Below are 16,578 nucleotides of genomic sequence, written 5' to 3'. Positions count from 1 at the left end.
CCCTTTTAAATGAGTTTAAACATCGATTTCTCCGCAAAATCTGTTAAAATAAAAGAAGAAAAATCTCGAATGCTGTCCTAAAAGAATGCAGGTGATGCTATGTCGGTTCATTTTTTTGACGCCATTGTCCTCGACATCCTTTCGTCTATGAAAGGAGAGCGGTCGAAAAGCGCCGTGTTTCATTTATTAAAAGGGAAAAGATCGTCACAGACGATACAAGACGCCGGTTTGTTTGCCGTCTCAAAATATTTCGGATTTTGTCCATCCCTTTCGAGAGACCGGTTAAACGAAAGTGTTCAAAAATTGAACCGGGAATCGTTGATTGCCGACAAAACGGGAACTGACACTTATACTGTCACTGAGAGCGGCGCGGATGAACTCGCCAGCTGCTTCAGCATCAATCCATGGCCGCCGCACTTTCACGGGGCATATTATCATGCGGCCGCCAAAATCATGTGGGCGAGGATGTCTCTATTAATCCAGGTGCTGTCAAACAGGCTTCACGGTGTGCGCATTTATTTGCCGATCACAAAAGATTACCAGATTCAAAACTGGGTCAAGCGCTATTTGAAAAACCGCAATTCCGAGGAAACGGCCGCACGCCTTCACAAGGAACTGGAAGAAAGGCTTCAGGCATTGAACCATCACGAACAGGCTTCCGTTTTTGTGCATTCTTTGACATCGGCTCAAAAGGCCGGCTTTACTGTTAAACAGCTTGCGGAAAAGATGCATCGTGATGAATGGTACATATATGCGCTGTTTTGGGATGTGCTGCACTATTTTATTCAATCCGCCCAAAATGGTGAAAGTCCTGCTCTGCAATCGCTGATTCAAGACATCCCATTGAAAGATACGCTGACACAATCGACGAGAAAAACGCTGTTTCTCGTGAAAGAAGGCAAATCCATCGATCGGATTGCGGAAATCCGGAAGCTGAAAAAGGCGACGATCGAGGATCATATCGTGGAAATCGCTATTCATGACCCGGCTTTTTCCATTGAAAGCTATGTCTCAAAAGAGGAGCAGAAAATCATTGCCGATTATGCACAAACCAATCAAACGAATAAAATCAGACATATTAAAGAAGGTCTTGGGGGCCGATTCAGCTATTTTAAAATCCGTCTGGCTCTGTCGAAAACGGTGAGCCGCCATGGATAAGCTGCATCAGGCCCTTCGCCGCCATTTCGGCTACAGCTCGTTCAAAAAGGGACAGGAAACGATCATCAAAAGCGTTCTGCAAGGGCGGGATACGGTAGCGATGCTTCCCACTGGAGGAGGGAAATCGCTGTGCTACCAGCTCCCCGGGTTTTTGGCGGATGGAATGGTGCTGATCGTTTCCCCGCTGCTTTCATTAATGGAAGATCAGGTGCAGCAGCTGAAGATGCGCGGCGAAAAAAGGACGGCCGCTTATAACAGCGCCTTGACCTATCAGGAAAAAGACTACATCTTAAGACAGCTTCACCGCCTGAAATTCCTTTATATTTCACCTGAAGCACTCCAGTCCGAGCAGATGATGAGCCGGCTTGAAGCCATGAATATCAGCCTTTTTGTCGTAGATGAAGCCCACTGTATTTCGCAATGGGGACACGATTTCAGGCCCGACTACTCGAAGCTTGGCGACATTAAAACGCGGCTGGGCCACCCGGTCACTCTGGCGCTTACAGCGACGGCTACTGAGGAAACATTAAAGGATATCTCCAGGATGCTCAAGACGACAAAAGCCCAATTTATCATCCATTCTGTGGACAGGCCGAATATCGCCCTCCATATTGAAAAGTTGCACGATGCAGCCGAGAAGGCGGAAAGGCTTGTTGAACTGGTGCGTAAATTGGAAGGGCCGGGCCTTATCTATTGTCCCACGAGAAAATGGGCTGAGGAGCTCGCTGACAGGCTGGCTGAAGAGACAGGGCTCAGGATGGGACATTATCACGGCGGCATGGATCCGGTAGACAGAATGCTCATCCAGCAGCAATTCATCCGCAATCAGCTTGATGCCGTCTGCTGTACAAACGCCTTTGGAATGGGGGTTGACAAGCCGGATGTCAGATACGTGATCCATTTCAGCCTCCCGCAGACCGCGGAAGCTTTTATGCAGGAAATCGGACGTGCGGGCCGCGACGGGAAAGAGAGCATCAGCATCCTCTTGAAAGCCCCGGGAGATGAAGGCATTCAAGAACAGCTGATTGAAACCGAATCTCTCAGCCAAAGCGAGATCGGCTTTTTATATGAAAAGCTTGCCAACCGGCAGGATGAACGTAGTTTGAGAGAAATCCTCGAACAATCGGGATTGACAGAAACGCAAGCCCGCCATTTCGCACACCTTTACGTTAAGGTTCGCCATTTAGGCGATGACGGCCGTAAGCTGATCCACCGGGAAATGGACAGGCGCAAACAGCTGAAATTAGAAAAGATGGCGGGTTTCGCAGCGATCACCGAAAACGAAGAATGCTTCCGCGAAAACCTGCTGGCTTATTTTAATGAAAAACGAAAGCCGCAAAAAACGGGTGATTCAGCCTGTTGTACATATTGCGGATTGGACCTTGCAGCATATGAAATTAAAGGAGATCGTCCATTGATGAATACATTAACAGCCTGGAATGTGGAATTGGATAGGATATTCGCAGCCAGCCGTGATCGGTTATGCTGAAAAAACAGAGCGACATCATCAGGCGGCTTTCAGACGGGGAAATGTTGAAGCAGCTCTATTTTTCGCAAATTTTGATGCTGGTGTTGGCCATGCTTTTTGGCGTCTTTTTATTTGCCGATGCCGGCGATTTTTTCTCGCTTTGGCAATTGTTCGACCTAAACATCCTGACTTTTGGGATTCCATTAGCGTTTTTCGTGATCCTGGCGGATCTGGCAGTGATGAAATGGGTTCCCCGGCATATGTATGACGATGAAGGGATTAATGAGAAGCTTTTTCGAAACCGGTCATATCCGCATATTCTGATCCTGACGCTGTTTATCGCGTTTACCGAGGAAATATTGTTCAGGGGCGTCATCCAGACTCATTTCGGCATTTGGACTGCAAGCATCATTTTTGCGATATTGCATTTTCGCTATCTGAAAAAATGGCTGCTTTTTGTCATGGTTGTTTCGATCAGCTTTTTGCTCGGACTGAGCTTTCAACAGACAGATAACTTATTCGTACCTGTCACGGCGCATTTTTTGATTGATGTTGTATTTGCGTGCCAGATTCGTTTTCTACATGTAAGGAGGAGTTCACATGGCGGAGATGTCCAGGATAGAGAGGAAAAGGAAGAAACAGGAGCAGGAGAAAGCCCGGGCTGACTTCAGCTGGGAGCCTCCGGCGGAGCCGGAGATCTCTGATGAGCTCCCATCCAGGCAGTCCTATCGTGAAAAAAAGAAACACAGCCGGAAAAAGAATAAAAACAGAAATCCTTTATTTACATCGCTTGCTGTCATGTTTTTTTTCATCCCGATCATCGTTTTTCTTGTGTTCATGTATATGCTGAACCAAAACGGTTCCGATCCTGAGCCCGGCCAGTATGATGATGTGTTTTATGAGAAATCGGGGGAGACAGGGATGCTCAATGAAAAACAAGACAGCGGCCAGTCGGCTGATCAAAAAGCAGACGCCCAGTCCGCTGCAGCTGCCTCCCAAGAAGAAAAACCGAAGGAAAGTGAAAAAGCCGAAAAGCAAGAGAAGCCAAAGCAAAAAGCTGAACAAAAGCCGGCCGAAAAAAAGGCTGCGCCTGAACCTGAAGAAAAAGAAACAGCCAAAACTTCGGAAAAGCGGGCGGCAGCAGAGAAAAACACAGCTAGATCAGAGCCGGCGCAAAAATCCCCCGAACCAAAGCCGAAAAAGGTGATTCAGCATACGGTCGCTGAAAAAGAAAACCTCTTCAGAATTTCCATGAAATATTATAAGGATCGGTCAGGAGAAGCAATCATTCGCAACTACAACGGATTATCCGGCAACGATGTCTATGTGGGACAGGTGCTGGATATCCCTTTTTATTAACCATGGCATGATCCCCGCGGCATCTTCATATACATTGTACTAACAAATAGGACAAGGTGTGAGGATCTGTGGGAAGCGCGCTTGATCAACTGGATCGTTTTACCGACGAACCTACAATACAAATGCTCCGCGGTTTGATTAAAAGGAAGCGAAAGTATGAAAACTACCGAAAGCAGACAATCAGATGGCAGGCAGCCGCCCTGATTTGCGCCGCTTCGTTTTGTTTGTTTCTTGCTGCGAAAGGACTGGGGCAAAACGGTTTTTTATCCGAGGTGCTCAATGATTCGATTTACCTGTTTTGGATCATGTCGGCCGCTTTCGCCTACAGCACCGCTTATTATTTCAAAAAGAAGGAAGATAAAGCGGAGGGGGAATTCCATAAGCTGAGATGCGAGATTATTCAGAAAAGCACGGATTTATGGCCTCAGCCTGACATGTGGAAATCAAGGGAAACGGTATTTAAGATCATGAAACAAGAGTATGACATCAACCTTTATTTCGAAAGCAAATAAAAGAAAGAAGACGTTTTCTTAAGAAGAGAAACGTCTTTTTTTATCAGAGCGTCTTATAGAAAAAGCCAAAATGAATGGAGAATCGGTATGATCTGTATACTCATCTTAATGGTTGCGTTGATTTGCGGCATCGCGTTTATTTGGAAAATGTCGGCCATCGCCAAAGAAGAGAGGATCGTCTCTTGTCTGTTTCCGATCGGGGGACTTAAAAAGCCGCTGAACATCTTTTTTATTTCGGACATTCACAGACGAACCGTCAGCAGTGAAATCATTGAAAAAGTGAAAGAGCAGAAGGTTAAGCTCGTGTTCATCGGCGGCGACCTGGCGGAAGAGGGCGTTTCATTTCAGGCGATTGAAGACAATATCAAAAGGCTTTCAAGCCTTGGAAAAACGTATTTTGTGTGGGGAAACAATGATTATGAAGTCGATCAGGAGAGGCTGTCCGCTATTTTTGAGAAGTATGGTGTCACGGCCTTGCGCAATGAATCGGTTTTATACGATCATGACGGTGAAGTCATCAATATTTGCGGAGTCGACGATATCAGGCTTGAATTGGATGATTATCAGGAGGCGGTGCGCCGCATCCAAAAGGAGGCTCCGACCCTTTTATTATCACATAATCCGGCGATTCATCATCAAATACAGGAGACCGACGGAATTGACGCCGTATTCAGCGGACATACACACGGCGGGCAAATTCGCATCGGCAGGCTGGGCTTTTATGAAAAAGGGGGAACGGGAACCGTTCACAAAGCATATTATCTGATCAGCAACGGCTATGGGACGACTAAGCTTCCGTTAAGGCTCGGGGCGCGACCTGAAACCCATCTCATCAAGCTCGTACCAAAACATAAATAAGCATTTTTCAGTGAAAACGGACGAAAAGACGGCGTAGTGCTTGTCTTCCACCCAAACACAGTGTAAACTGGTATCAAAATTAAGAACCTATGACTCATCATCTCCATATAATAAGATATATGATGTGTGCAAGAAGAGGCAGGAGGGAACGTTATGCGGCTTGAGCGTCTAAATTACAATAAGATCAAGATTTTTCTGACACTTGATGATCTGACAGACCGGGGGCTGACGAAAGAAGACCTTTGGAAGGACTCATTTAAAGTTCAGCAGCTGTTTAAAGACATGATGAACGAAGCGAATACAGAGCTCGGGTTTGAAGCGAATGGCCCAATTGCTGTGGAAGTGTATTCTCTTCAGGCACAAGGAATGGTCATCATTGTCACCAAAAATCAAGAAACAGATGAAGATGATAATGAGTATGATGAGGATTATATCGAAATGCAGGTCAAGCTTGGCGAAAGTGTTGACATTATATATGAATTCCAAACGTTTGAGCATCTGATCGAGCTGTCTAAAAACCTCGACCGGATCGGAATCCAAGGCGGCACGGTGTATCACTATGAAAACAGATACTTCCTGAGCCTCGACGATTTCGACTCCCGTTCCGTCGACGGCGTGATCTCAATCCTTGCCGAATATGGAAGCCCGACAACTTTAACCATTTACAGGCTTCAGGAATACGGGAATAAAATCATGGAAAACAACGCCGTCCAGACCATTCAGACATACTTTAAATAGACCGCATTTACAAAAGTTTTTCTGCTGTGTTAAACAGCAGTTTTTTTCTGCCGAAAATAAGAATATAACAAATAAGATTTTTCTCGAATATTTTCACGAAAAATGGTTGATTGTTCTTTGCATCATTAGTGCGAGGGTGTATACTATTCTCTGAAAGGACAACATGCCAGAAAGACTTTAGGAGGTTAACTGAAAATGGTAGCCGATCAAAACACCGGTCATACTGAAGAAAATACACTCGACGTTTTGAAATCAACGCAAACGGTGATACATAAGGCGCTTGAAAAATTAGGGTATCCGGAAGAAGTGTATGAATTATTAAAAGAACCGATTCGTTTTTTAACGGTGAAAATTCCGGTTCGCATGGATGATGGGTCTGTTAAAATTTTTACGGGATACCGCGCTCAGCACAATGATGCAGTAGGGCCGACAAAAGGCGGCATCCGTTTCCATCCGGGAGTTACAGAAAATGAAGTTAAAGCGCTTTCTATATGGATGAGTCTGAAATGCGGCATCATCGACCTTCCATATGGAGGCGGAAAGGGCGGGATCATTTGTGATCCGCGGGATATGTCCTTTCCTGAACTGGAACGTCTAAGCAGAGGCTATGTTCGGGCGATCAGCCAAATTGTCGGACCGACAAAAGACGTACCGGCTCCCGATGTATTTACTAATTCTCAAATCATGGCATGGATGATGGACGAATATTCAAGAATCGATGAATTCAACTCTCCGGGTTTCATTACCGGAAAACCGCTCGTTTTAGGTGGTTCTCACGGCAGAGAATCTGCGACAGCAAAAGGGGTTACAATCTGCATTAAAGAAGCGGCGAAGAAAAAGGACATCGAAATAGAAGGGGCTGCTGTCGTCGTGCAGGGGTTCGGAAATGCGGGAAGCTACCTGGCGAAATTCATGTATGATGCAGGGGCGAAAGTCGTCGGAATTTCCGATGCATACGGCGGTCTGTACGATCCGGACGGACTTGACATCGATTATCTCCTTGACCGCCGTGACAGCTTTGGAACCGTCACAAAGCTGTTCAATGACACGATTACAAATCAGGAGCTGCTTGAACTGGAGTGCGACATTTTAGTGCCGGCAGCGATTGAAAATCAAATTACGGCGGAAAATGCGCACAACATCAAAGCGAAAATCGTTGTAGAAGCCGCCAATGGGCCGACAACGCTTGAAGCGACGAAAATCCTTTCCGACCGCGATATTTTGCTTGTGCCTGATGTGCTGGCAAGCGCGGGCGGTGTGACGGTTTCCTACTTTGAATGGGTGCAGAACAATCAGGGCTTCTACTGGACGGAAGAAGAAGTGGAAGAAAGATTGGAAAAAATGATGGTGAAGTCATTTAATAATATTTATGAAATGTCCCACAACCGCAGAATCGACATGCGGCTGGCCGCCTACATGGTGGGCGTCCGCAAGATGGCGGAAGCATCCAGGTTCAGAGGCTGGATTTAAGCATAGCATTTGCAACAAGTCAAAAAATCTCCTATCCTAAAATAGGAGATTTTTTGTTTTTCGGATATGACAGGAGATGAACGGAACATGAAAGAAGAAAAAGTGATCATTATCGGCGGCGGCCCCTGCGGGCTTTCTGCAGCCATCCACATGCAAGAGATCGGGGTGGACGCTCTCATCATTGAAAAGGGAAATGTTGTAAACAGTATTTATCAATATCCTACACACCAGACCTTTTTCAGTTCGAGCGAAAAGCTGGAGATTGGCGATGTGGCATTTATCACCGAGAATCACAAGCCGGTCAGAAACCAGGCGCTGTCTTATTACAGAGAAGTCGCGAAACGGAAAAAATTGAGAATTAACGCTTTTGAAAAGGTTCATTCCGTAACGAAAACCGAAAAGAACCAGTTTAAAGTAGAAACGTCCAAAGACACTTATTTGGCCTCTTTTTGCATCATTGCGACCGGGTACTACGACAATCCGAACTATATGAATGTACCGGGTGAGGATCTTCCGAAGGTTTTTCATTATTTCAAAGAAGCCCATCCATATTTTGATAAAGATGTAGCGGTCATCGGCGGGAAAAATTCGAGTGTTGACGCTGCGATGGAGCTTGTGAAAGCAGGCGCGAGGGTTACGGTTTTATACAGGGGAAAAGAGTATTCTTCAAGCATCAAACCGTGGATTCTTCCGGAATTTGTCTCCCTTGTCAAACACGGAAAAATCCGGATGGAGTTCCGTGCGGTCGTCAAAGAAATTACGGAGGACCGGCTGATTTTTACGGTTGACGGGCAGGAGGAGAGCATCAAAAACGATTTCGTATTCGCGATGACTGGCTATCATCCCGACCACAGCTTCCTGCAAAAAATGGGCGTTCAGATCGATGCTGAAACAGGCCGTCCGTTTTTCAATGAAGACACAATGGAAACGAATGAGGATGGCATTTTTATAGCGGGTGTGATCGCAGCGGGCAACAATGCCAATGAAATTTTCATTGAAAACGGCCGCTTTCACGGCGGTTTAATCGCCGCTGAAATCGCCAAACGGATCTAAATTTCCCGCTTCATGATGTGTAATGCGGAAAGAAGAGCACATTCTATACATAGATGTGCTCTTTTTTATCGGCACACAGATCATGACGAAAAGGGGCGGCACGAGATGAAAAACAAAGTAGCTCTCATCACAACAGGCGGAACGATCGCAAGCAGAAAAACCGAAAGCGGAAGACTTGCTGCGGGAGCTATCAGCGGGACGGAGCTGGCCAAAATCTGCAACCTTCCTGAAGATGTTGAGATTGATGTGTTCCCGGTATTTCAGCTTCCAAGCATGCATATCACCTTTCGGCATCTTTTGGAGCTTAAACACGCGGTCGAACAGGCTTTTCAGGACCCGACTTATAACGGAGCCGTTGTCACGCACGGGACAGACTCGCTTGAAGAATCGGCGTATTTTTTAGATTTAACAATCCAGGATGACCGGCCTGTCGTTGTCACAGGCTCGCAGCGCGCTCCCGAGCAGCAGGGAAGTGACGCCTATTCAAACATCAGGCACGCCGTCTATACGGCATGCAGCAAGGAGCTCATGGGAGCCGGCACGGTTGTTGTATTTAACGAAAGAATATTTAATGCGCGCTATGTCAAAAAAGTCCATGCCTCCAATCTGCAGGGCTTTGACGTTTTTGGCTTTGGCTATCTGGGGATCATTGACAATGATAAAGTGTATGTTTATCAAAAACCATTAAGACGGGACGTTCATCAACTGAAAAAGCCTCTCCCGGAAGTGGATATTATCAAATGCTATCTCGATGCAGACGGAAAATTTGTCCGCGCTGCTGTAAATGAAGGCGCTAGCGGCATCGTGCTGGAGGGGGTCGGAAGGGGACAGGTGACCCCGAAGATGATGGCGGATATTGAGGATGCGCTAAAAAGGGGTGTATATATCGTCATCACGACAAGCGCTGAGGAAGGCGAAGTTTATACCACTTATGACTATGCCGGCAGCTGCTATGATTTGGTAAAGAAAGGCGTCATATTAGGCAAAGATTACGACAGCAAAAAAGCGAGGATGAAATTGGCGGTTCTGCTTGCCAGCTATGAGAGCGGCATAAAGGAAAAGTTCTGCTACTAACGGAGCGTCTTTTTCAATTTCAAAACCTTCCGAATCATGATAGGATAGAATCAGATGAAAAGGAAAGAGGTTTCCTCATGTTCGGAATTATCTCCGCAGGCATAGCTCCCGGAATCGCATTGTTAATGTATTTTTACTTAAAGGAAAAATATGAATCAGAGCCCATTCATATGGTGATCCGCCTCTTTATACTGGGGGTTTTGCTCGTTTTTCCGACAATGTTTATACAGTATGTTTTGGAAAAAGAACACATTTCCGAGGGCAGCTTTCTGATTTCGTTTTTATCTTCCGGATTTTTAGAGGAATTTTTAAAGTGGTTTTTGCTGATGATCAGCATTTTTCAGCATGCCGACTTTGATGAACATTATGACGGAATCGTTTACGGGACAAGCCTTTCATTGGGGTTTGCCACGCTGGAAAATATTTTATACCTCATCGGAAACGGGGTGGAGCACGCATTCATGCGCGCTTTGCTCCCTGTCTCAAGCCATGCCTTATTCGGCGTGATCATGGGTTTTTATATCGGCAAAGCCCGTTTTTCAACCCGGAAAACGATGAGGAAATGGCTTTTGCTCTCGCTCCTGATCCCGGCCGTTTTGCACGGCCTTTATGACTATATTCTTCTTGCCTTGAACAACTGGATTTATTTTATACTGCCGTTTATGGCTTTTCTCTGGTGGTTCGGTTTGCGGAAAGCAAAAAAAGCCCGCTCAGTCAATGCCGGAGAACAGCCGCTGCAGTTCTAGCCGTTCGTCAACCGGTTCAGTGCTGATATTTGTTGACAGGTGTGCTGAGAAACGGCGGCTGATGGCTCAGGACGTCCTTCCTGAACAGCCGCGTCCTCACACCGCTGAAAGTCCGCGAAAGGACGACAAAAATTCGACAGCCGCCAATGAGGCGGCTTTTTTTATTGGCTGAAATCGCGTTCCTGCCATTTTTTTGCCGCGGATGAAACAGAAAGGAAAGCGTGTATAAAATCTGCCTCTCTACAAAAGATATGGATACAAAAATGCTGGAGGAGGCTTAAAACATGAAGTCGAAAGGTTCTTTTTGTTTAAGAGTCATGTTTTGTACCATTATGGCCATCAGTCTTTCACTTCCATTCAGTCAAAAAAGCTCCGCCTTTTCTGATCAGGTGATACAGCGGGGGGCAACGGGGGATGATGTGATTGAACTGCAGGCAAGACTTCAATATAACAGCTATTATAATGGCAAAATTGACGGAGTTTATGGATGGGCGACATACTGGGCCGTCCGCAATTTTCAACATCAGTTTGGATTAAATGAGACTGACGGTCTCGTCGGTCCGAAAACGAAACGATATTTGATCAATCATACGAAATATTACAAAGACTATGTTCACAGACAGCTAAGAAAAGGCAATCAATTCACACATTACGGCGGTATGCCGCTGAAGTATCAGACGAAGCCTTCGAAAGAGGTGCAGCGTCAGGCGAGACAGAAGGCGGAAGCCAGACAGCGCCAAAAGGGCGCTCCAAAGCAGGATACCGCGCAGCAACAGCAGCAGGCAGCTCCTCAACAGCCGAAAAAGCAGGCTAAGCCGAAGGATGCTGCACCTAAGAAACAAGATGCCGTGGCTGCCAACATGCCGGGCGGTTTTTCAAACAATGACATCAACCTCTTGGCCCAGGCGGTTTACGGAGAAGCGCGCGGGGAGCCGTATGACGGCCAGGTTGCGATTGCGGCTGTCATCTTAAACAGGCTTGAAAGCTCCACTTTTCCAAATACAGTTGCCGGCGTTATTTTTGAGCCGCTGGCATTTACCGCTGTGGCTGACGGGCAAATTTATATGACGCCGAATGAAACGGCGAAAAAAGCCGTGCTTGATGCCATCAACGGATGGGACCCTTCGGAAAACGCTTTGTACTATTTTAATCCCGATACGGCCACAAGCTCATGGATATGGGGAAGACCTCAAATCAAAAGAATCGGCAAACACATTTTCTGTGAATAAAAGCGAGGTGTTATCAATTGATCAGAGGAATATTAATCGCCGTTTTAGGAATCGCCATTGTCGGAACAAGCTATTGGGGCTATAAAGAACATCAGGAAAAAGATGCGGTGCTCCTGCACGCAGAAAACAATTATCAGCGGGCGTTCCACGATTTAACCTATCAGGTGGACCAGCTCCATGATAAAATCGGCAGCACGCTTGCCATGAACAGCAAAAAAACGCTGTCTCCCGCTTTGGCGGAAGTGTGGAAAACGACGTCTGAAGCGCACAACAATGTCAGCCAGCTGCCGCTGACGTTAATGCCTTTTAACAAAACGGAAGAGTTTTTGGCAAACGTCGGGGATTTCAGCTATAAAGCAGCGGTGCGGGACCTTGATAAAGAGCCGCTGAGCAAAAAGGAGTACGCCTCTTTAAACAAGCTTTATGAAAATGCAAAGGATATACAAAATGAGCTGCGCAATGTCCAGCATTTGGTCATTGACAATAATTTAAGATGGATGGACGTCGAGCTTGCGCTGGCATCAGGGCAAAAGCAGAGCGACAACACGATTATCAACGGCTTTAAAACGGTGGAAAAAAGCGCAAGCGCCATTTCGGAAAGCGATTTTGGCGCGGGCACAAAGACGAGCATGAAAAAAGAGCAGCAGGGATACGGTCATTTAGAGGGTGAAAAAATAACCGAAAAAGAAGCGCGCAAAATTGCCCAAAAGTTCGCCCCGGATAAAAACCATAATATCAAAGTGGCAAAAAGCGGGAAGAAAACGAACAGGGATGTCTACAGCATCAGCATGAAAGACCCTGACCAAAAAGCTGATATTTATATGGATATTACAGAAAAAGGCGGATATCCGGTTTATCTCATCCAAAATAAACAGATCAAAGACGAAAAAATCAGTTTGAATGATGCATCAAACCGGGCGCTTCAGTTTTTGAAAAAGAACGGCTATAACGTCGGCGAACTGGAAATGGATGAAAGCTCGCAATATGACGGTGTCGGCGTCTTTTCATTCGTCCCGGTCCAGGATGATGTATGGCTTTATCCGGACAGCATCCGGATCAAAGTCGCTCTTGATGACGGTGAAATCGTCGGCTTTAACGCCAAGGATTTTCTCACGGCTCATAAAAAAAGAGATCTGCCGAAGCCTAAATTGACGCCGGAAAAAGCGAAAGCGAACCTCAACCCGAATGTGAAGGTTCAGGAAACGCGCCTCGCACTGATTACAAACGACCTTTCTCAGGAAGTGTTATGCTATGAAATACTCGGTACGATCGAAAATGACACCTTCCGAATGTTCATCAACGCCGATGACGGCAGCGAAGAGAAAATCGAAAAAATGAAAAGTGCGGAACCGATCTACAAGGATCTTTAAACAAAAAGGAAAAGGCGCTCATCTGCCTTTTCCTTTTTGGCATGTGGAATAATTAAACCCGAACATTTCCATACTGATGGTATGGAAAGCGGCTTCATCTGCCGTTTCCTGAAAAATGGCGCGATCCGGTGTTTTCCGGACGTCTCCACGGAGGAATCATTATGAAGACAATTGAGCGTATACTGCTGAAAATTCTCATCGTGCAAGGCCTGATTTTATTATGTGTCCAGCTTCTTTTTCATTTTTCAAAAGCCGAGCCTTATCTGTCAAAAGTCGTGCAGTATGAAGGTGTCAACAAAATGAAAATCGGCGAATGGATCGAGACATTTAAACCGTAAATCACATGAAAATCTCCCCTTTTTCACCTAGAACATGATACAATCCTATAAGGAGTACCAGAGAGCAAGGAGAGGAATTATGGAAAAGAAATTATGTATCGCAATCGACGGCCCGGCCGCTGCCGGAAAAAGCACAGTGGCGAAAATCGTGGCTAAAAAAAAGGGCTATGTTTATATTGATACGGGCGCTATGTACCGGGCCATCACGTATTTAGCGCTCGAAAAGGGCGTCGATCTGACAGATGAAGCCTCGCTGACGGCTTTATTGAAAGGCGCCGTCATCGATCTCTCGGTTACAAAAGAAGGGGAGCAGAAGGTATATATCGCAGGCGAGGATGTAACGGAAGCCATCCGAACGGACGATGTAAGCAATCAAGTGTCGATCGTCGCCAAACACGGGGGCATTCGCGAAGAGATGACAAAAAGGCAGAAGCAGCTTGCCGAAAAAGGCGGAGTCGTAATGGACGGCCGTGACATCGGCACACATGTGCTTCCGGATGCGGAAGTGAAAATCTTTCTCTTGGCGTCCGTTGAAGAGCGGGCGAAACGCCGCTTTGAAGAAAACGTCAAAAAAGGGTACAATGTAAACTATGAAACGCTTGCAGAAGAAATCAGACGCCGCGACAAGCTGGATTCCGAGCGTGAGATTTCCCCTTTAAGAAAAGCGGAAGACGCGCTTGAAATCGATACGACATCATTGTCCATTGATGAGGTGGCTGAAAAAATTTTGCAAATTGTAGACAAAAAGGCTCAAAAATAAAAATTCCGGGCAAATTACTTATTGTCTACATGTTTTGACTTGACAAACACAGGCTTTTATTAGAAGTTAGTAATAATAAATCATTTTATAGAACATTCAAATATCCATTTTTGAATGGTTCTTGAATACATATTCGGCTGTCCGGACTGGGTGTTGCATCCGGTTCGGAATAACCGTTTTCACAAAAGCTGTGTAGGTTTGGACCAAGGAGGTTATTGAAATGACAGAGGAAATGAATCAAATTGATGTTCAGGTGCCAGAGGTTGGAGATGTGGTGAAAGGTATTGTAACGAAAGTTGAGGACAAGCATGTTGATGTTGACATCCCCAACTGCAAGCAAACCGGTATTATCCCAATCAGTGAATTATCAAGTCTCCATGTTGAAAAAGCGTCAGATGTCGTGAATATCGACGATGAGCTTGAATTAAAAGTAACAAAAGTGGAAGACGATGCATTGATTTTATCAAAACGTGCTGTTGATGCAGACCGCGCTTGGGAAGACCTAGAGAAAAAATTTGAGTCAAAAGAAGTGTTTGAAGCCGAAGTCAAAGACGTCGTCAAAGGCGGTCTTGTGGTCGATATAGGCGTGCGCGGATTTATCCCTGCGTCACTTGTCGAAGCACACTTTGTTGAAGATTTTGCAGATTATAAAGGAAAGACGCTTACATTAATCGTCGTTGAGCTTGACAGAGATAAAAACCGCGTGATTTTATCCCACCGCGCGGTTGTTGAAAAAGAGCAGTCCGAAAGAAAGCACGAATTCCTGCAGACATTGGAAGCCGGACAGGTTATTGAGGGCAAGGTGCAGCGTTTGACCGATTTCGGAGCATTCGTTGATATCGGCGGCATTGACGGCCTCGTCCACATTTCCCAGCTTTCCCATTCACACGTTGAGAAACCGTCAGACGTTGTTGAAGAAGGCCAGGAAGTCAAAGTCAAGGTCCTCTCAGTTGACCGCGACAATGAAAGAATTTCATTATCGATCAAAGAGACGCTTCCTGGACCATGGGCGAACATCGGCGAAAAAGTGAAGCCTGGAGACGTCCTTGACGGTAAAGTGCAGCGTTTGGTAAGCTTTGGTGCTTTTGTCGAAGTGCTTCCTGGGGTTGAAGGACTTGTTCACATCTCCCAAATCTCAAATAAACACATCGGAACACCTCACGAAGTGCTTGAAGAAGGCCAGGACGTGAAGGTTAAAGTTCTCGATGTCAATGAAGCCGAAGAACGGATTTCTTTAAGCATGAAAGAGCTTGAAGAAAACAATGAAAAAGCTGAACAGGAAGATTACCGCCAATATCAGGCGAAGGAAGAATCGACAGGATTCCAGCTTGGTGAAATGATTGGAGATAAACTGAATAAATTAAAGTAATTTGGTGATAATGGTGACGCGAGCCGAGAGAAAAAAGGAACACATTGAACACGCCTTGTCCACCGGACAAAAACGCGAGACAGGGTTTGATGATATTACATTTGTTCACGTCAGCCTTCCGGAAACGGCATTGTCACAAGTTGATACTTCAACAAAAATAGGCGAACTGTTCTTAAGTTCGCCTATTTTTATCAATGCAATGACCGGCGGAGGGGGACGAGCAACGCTTGAGATTAACAAAGCGCTGGCGAGAGCGGCCAAAGCCGTGAACATACCCGTTGCCGTAGGATCGCAAATGTCCGCTTTAAAAGACCCTGATGAACGGCCCTCTTATGAAATTGTCCGTAAAGAAAACCGGAATGGGCTTGTGTTCGCCAATTTAGGAAGCGAAGCGACGGTTGATGAGGCAAAAAGAGCCGTTGATATGATTGAAGCAGACATGCTCCAAATTCATCTCAATGTCATTCAGGAAATGGTCATGCCTGAAGGGGACCGCGATTTCACCGGCAGACTGCGCCAGATCGAGGACATTTGCCGCAAAGTCTCTGTGCCCGTTTCTGTGAAAGAAGTGGGCTTTGGCATGAGCAGGGACACCGCTGCCAAACTGTTTGAAGCAGGGGTGCAAGCGGTGGATGTCGGCGGTTTTGGCGGAACGAATTTTTCAAAAATCGAGAATCTGCGCAGGGACAAAGCGGTCAGGTTTTTCAATCAATGGGGCATATCGACAGCTGCAAGTGTAGCCGAGGTCTGCTCTGCCTTCAGGAATCGTCCGGTTATCGCCTCAGGGGGGATTCAGGATGCTCTTGATCTGGCAAAGTCGATTGCTTTAGGAGCGTCTGCTGCAGGCATGGCCGGCTATTTTCTTAAGGTGCTGACAGAATCAGGCGAAGACGCTTTAGTCGAGGAAATCACAAGCCTGATCGAAGATTTGAAAAGGATCATGACCGTTTTGGGCTGTCAGACCATTGAAGAACTCAAAAAAGCTCCTCTCGTCATAAAAGGGGAGACATATCATTGGTTGAAAGCAAGAGGTATTGATCCTTCCGCTTACAGTTTGCGTTAAAAAAACCGGCTTG

17 protein-coding genes are annotated in these 16,578 nt (G+C 46.0%); all 17 read left to right on the top strand.

The genetic code is table 11. The features are described 5' to 3' along the window. Positions 1-99: 99 nt before the first annotated feature. The gene (locus tag P3X63_RS12565; RefSeq protein WP_277690938.1) at positions 100-1,158 is read left to right on the top strand and encodes a YpbB family protein; all 1,059 of its coding nucleotides are present in this window, start codon (positions 100-102) and stop codon (positions 1,156-1,158) included. Then, a complete protein-coding gene (locus P3X63_RS12560; protein ID WP_277690935.1) occupies positions 1,151-2,647 on the top strand; it encodes a RecQ family ATP-dependent DNA helicase in 1,497 nt (498 codons plus the stop codon). Before P3X63_RS12565 ends, P3X63_RS12560 begins: the two co-directional genes overlap by 8 nt. Further along, positions 2,641-3,291, top strand: a complete 651-nt coding sequence (locus P3X63_RS12555) for a CPBP family intramembrane glutamic endopeptidase (protein WP_026587647.1) — start codon at positions 2,641-2,643, stop codon at positions 3,289-3,291. Before P3X63_RS12560 ends, P3X63_RS12555 begins: the two co-directional genes overlap by 7 nt. Beyond that, positions 3,227-3,985, top strand: coding sequence for a LysM peptidoglycan-binding domain-containing protein (locus P3X63_RS12550; RefSeq protein WP_026587646.1), 759 nt, complete (start codon positions 3,227-3,229; stop codon positions 3,983-3,985). Before P3X63_RS12555 ends, P3X63_RS12550 begins: the two co-directional genes overlap by 65 nt. A gap of 122 nt (positions 3,986-4,107) precedes the next feature. Then, complete coding sequence (locus tag P3X63_RS12545) at positions 4,108-4,497, top strand: YpbF family protein (RefSeq protein ID WP_077737215.1); 390 nt, start codon at positions 4,108-4,110, stop codon at positions 4,495-4,497. Between the two features lie 87 nt (positions 4,498-4,584). Next, complete coding sequence (locus P3X63_RS12540) at positions 4,585-5,355, top strand: metallophosphoesterase (RefSeq protein ID WP_026587644.1); 771 nt, start codon at positions 4,585-4,587, stop codon at positions 5,353-5,355. A gap of 153 nt (positions 5,356-5,508) precedes the next feature. Beyond that, positions 5,509-6,093 (top strand): genetic competence negative regulator, encoded by a 585-nt coding sequence (locus P3X63_RS12535; protein WP_026587643.1) that lies wholly within the window; start codon positions 5,509-5,511, stop codon positions 6,091-6,093. Between the two features lie 195 nt (positions 6,094-6,288). Next, positions 6,289-7,563 carry a Glu/Leu/Phe/Val family dehydrogenase gene (locus P3X63_RS12530; protein ID WP_026587642.1) on the top strand — a complete coding sequence of 425 codons (1,275 nt, stop codon included), beginning with the start codon at positions 6,289-6,291 and terminating at the stop codon, positions 7,561-7,563. Between the two features lie 87 nt (positions 7,564-7,650). Next, complete coding sequence (locus P3X63_RS12525; protein WP_026587641.1) at positions 7,651-8,616, top strand: YpdA family putative bacillithiol disulfide reductase; 966 nt, start codon at positions 7,651-7,653, stop codon at positions 8,614-8,616. Between the two features lie 105 nt (positions 8,617-8,721). Beyond that, the gene (locus tag P3X63_RS12520) at positions 8,722-9,690 is read left to right on the top strand and encodes an asparaginase (RefSeq protein WP_277690927.1); all 969 of its coding nucleotides are present in this window, start codon (positions 8,722-8,724) and stop codon (positions 9,688-9,690) included. Between the two features lie 77 nt (positions 9,691-9,767). After that, the gene (gene prsW, locus P3X63_RS12515; protein WP_026587639.1) at positions 9,768-10,436 is read left to right on the top strand and encodes a glutamic-type intramembrane protease PrsW; all 669 of its coding nucleotides are present in this window, start codon (positions 9,768-9,770) and stop codon (positions 10,434-10,436) included. 317 nt (positions 10,437-10,753) lie between these two features. Next, entirely contained in the window at positions 10,754-11,665 is a 912-nt protein-coding gene (gene sleB, locus P3X63_RS12510; protein ID WP_372709714.1) for a spore cortex-lytic enzyme, read from the top strand. A gap of 17 nt (positions 11,666-11,682) precedes the next feature. Then, complete coding sequence (ypeB, locus tag P3X63_RS12505; RefSeq protein WP_026587637.1) at positions 11,683-13,035, top strand: germination protein YpeB; 1,353 nt, start codon at positions 11,683-11,685, stop codon at positions 13,033-13,035. Between the two features lie 161 nt (positions 13,036-13,196). After that, positions 13,197-13,373: a YpfB family protein gene (locus P3X63_RS12500; protein ID WP_163170561.1), complete on the top strand. Its 177-nt coding sequence runs from the start codon at positions 13,197-13,199 to the stop codon at positions 13,371-13,373. Between the two features lie 79 nt (positions 13,374-13,452). Further along, entirely contained in the window at positions 13,453-14,133 is a 681-nt protein-coding gene (cmk, locus tag P3X63_RS12495) for a (d)CMP kinase (RefSeq protein ID WP_077736573.1), read from the top strand. Between the two features lie 220 nt (positions 14,134-14,353). Continuing rightward, positions 14,354-15,502 carry a 30S ribosomal protein S1 gene (gene rpsA, locus P3X63_RS12490; protein WP_277690921.1) on the top strand — a complete coding sequence of 383 codons (1,149 nt, stop codon included), beginning with the start codon at positions 14,354-14,356 and terminating at the stop codon, positions 15,500-15,502. Between the two features lie 13 nt (positions 15,503-15,515). Beyond that, the gene (gene fni, locus P3X63_RS12485) at positions 15,516-16,565 is read left to right on the top strand and encodes a type 2 isopentenyl-diphosphate Delta-isomerase (protein ID WP_026587634.1); all 1,050 of its coding nucleotides are present in this window, start codon (positions 15,516-15,518) and stop codon (positions 16,563-16,565) included. Positions 16,566-16,578: the final 13 nt, after the last annotated feature.

Source organism: Bacillus sp. HSf4 (genome assembly GCF_029537375.1).
GTDB lineage: Bacteria > Bacillota > Bacilli > Bacillales > Bacillaceae > Bacillus > Bacillus sonorensis_A.
The sequence above is the reverse complement of the archived record's forward strand: the minus strand, read 5'-3'. Positions and strand labels throughout refer to the sequence as shown.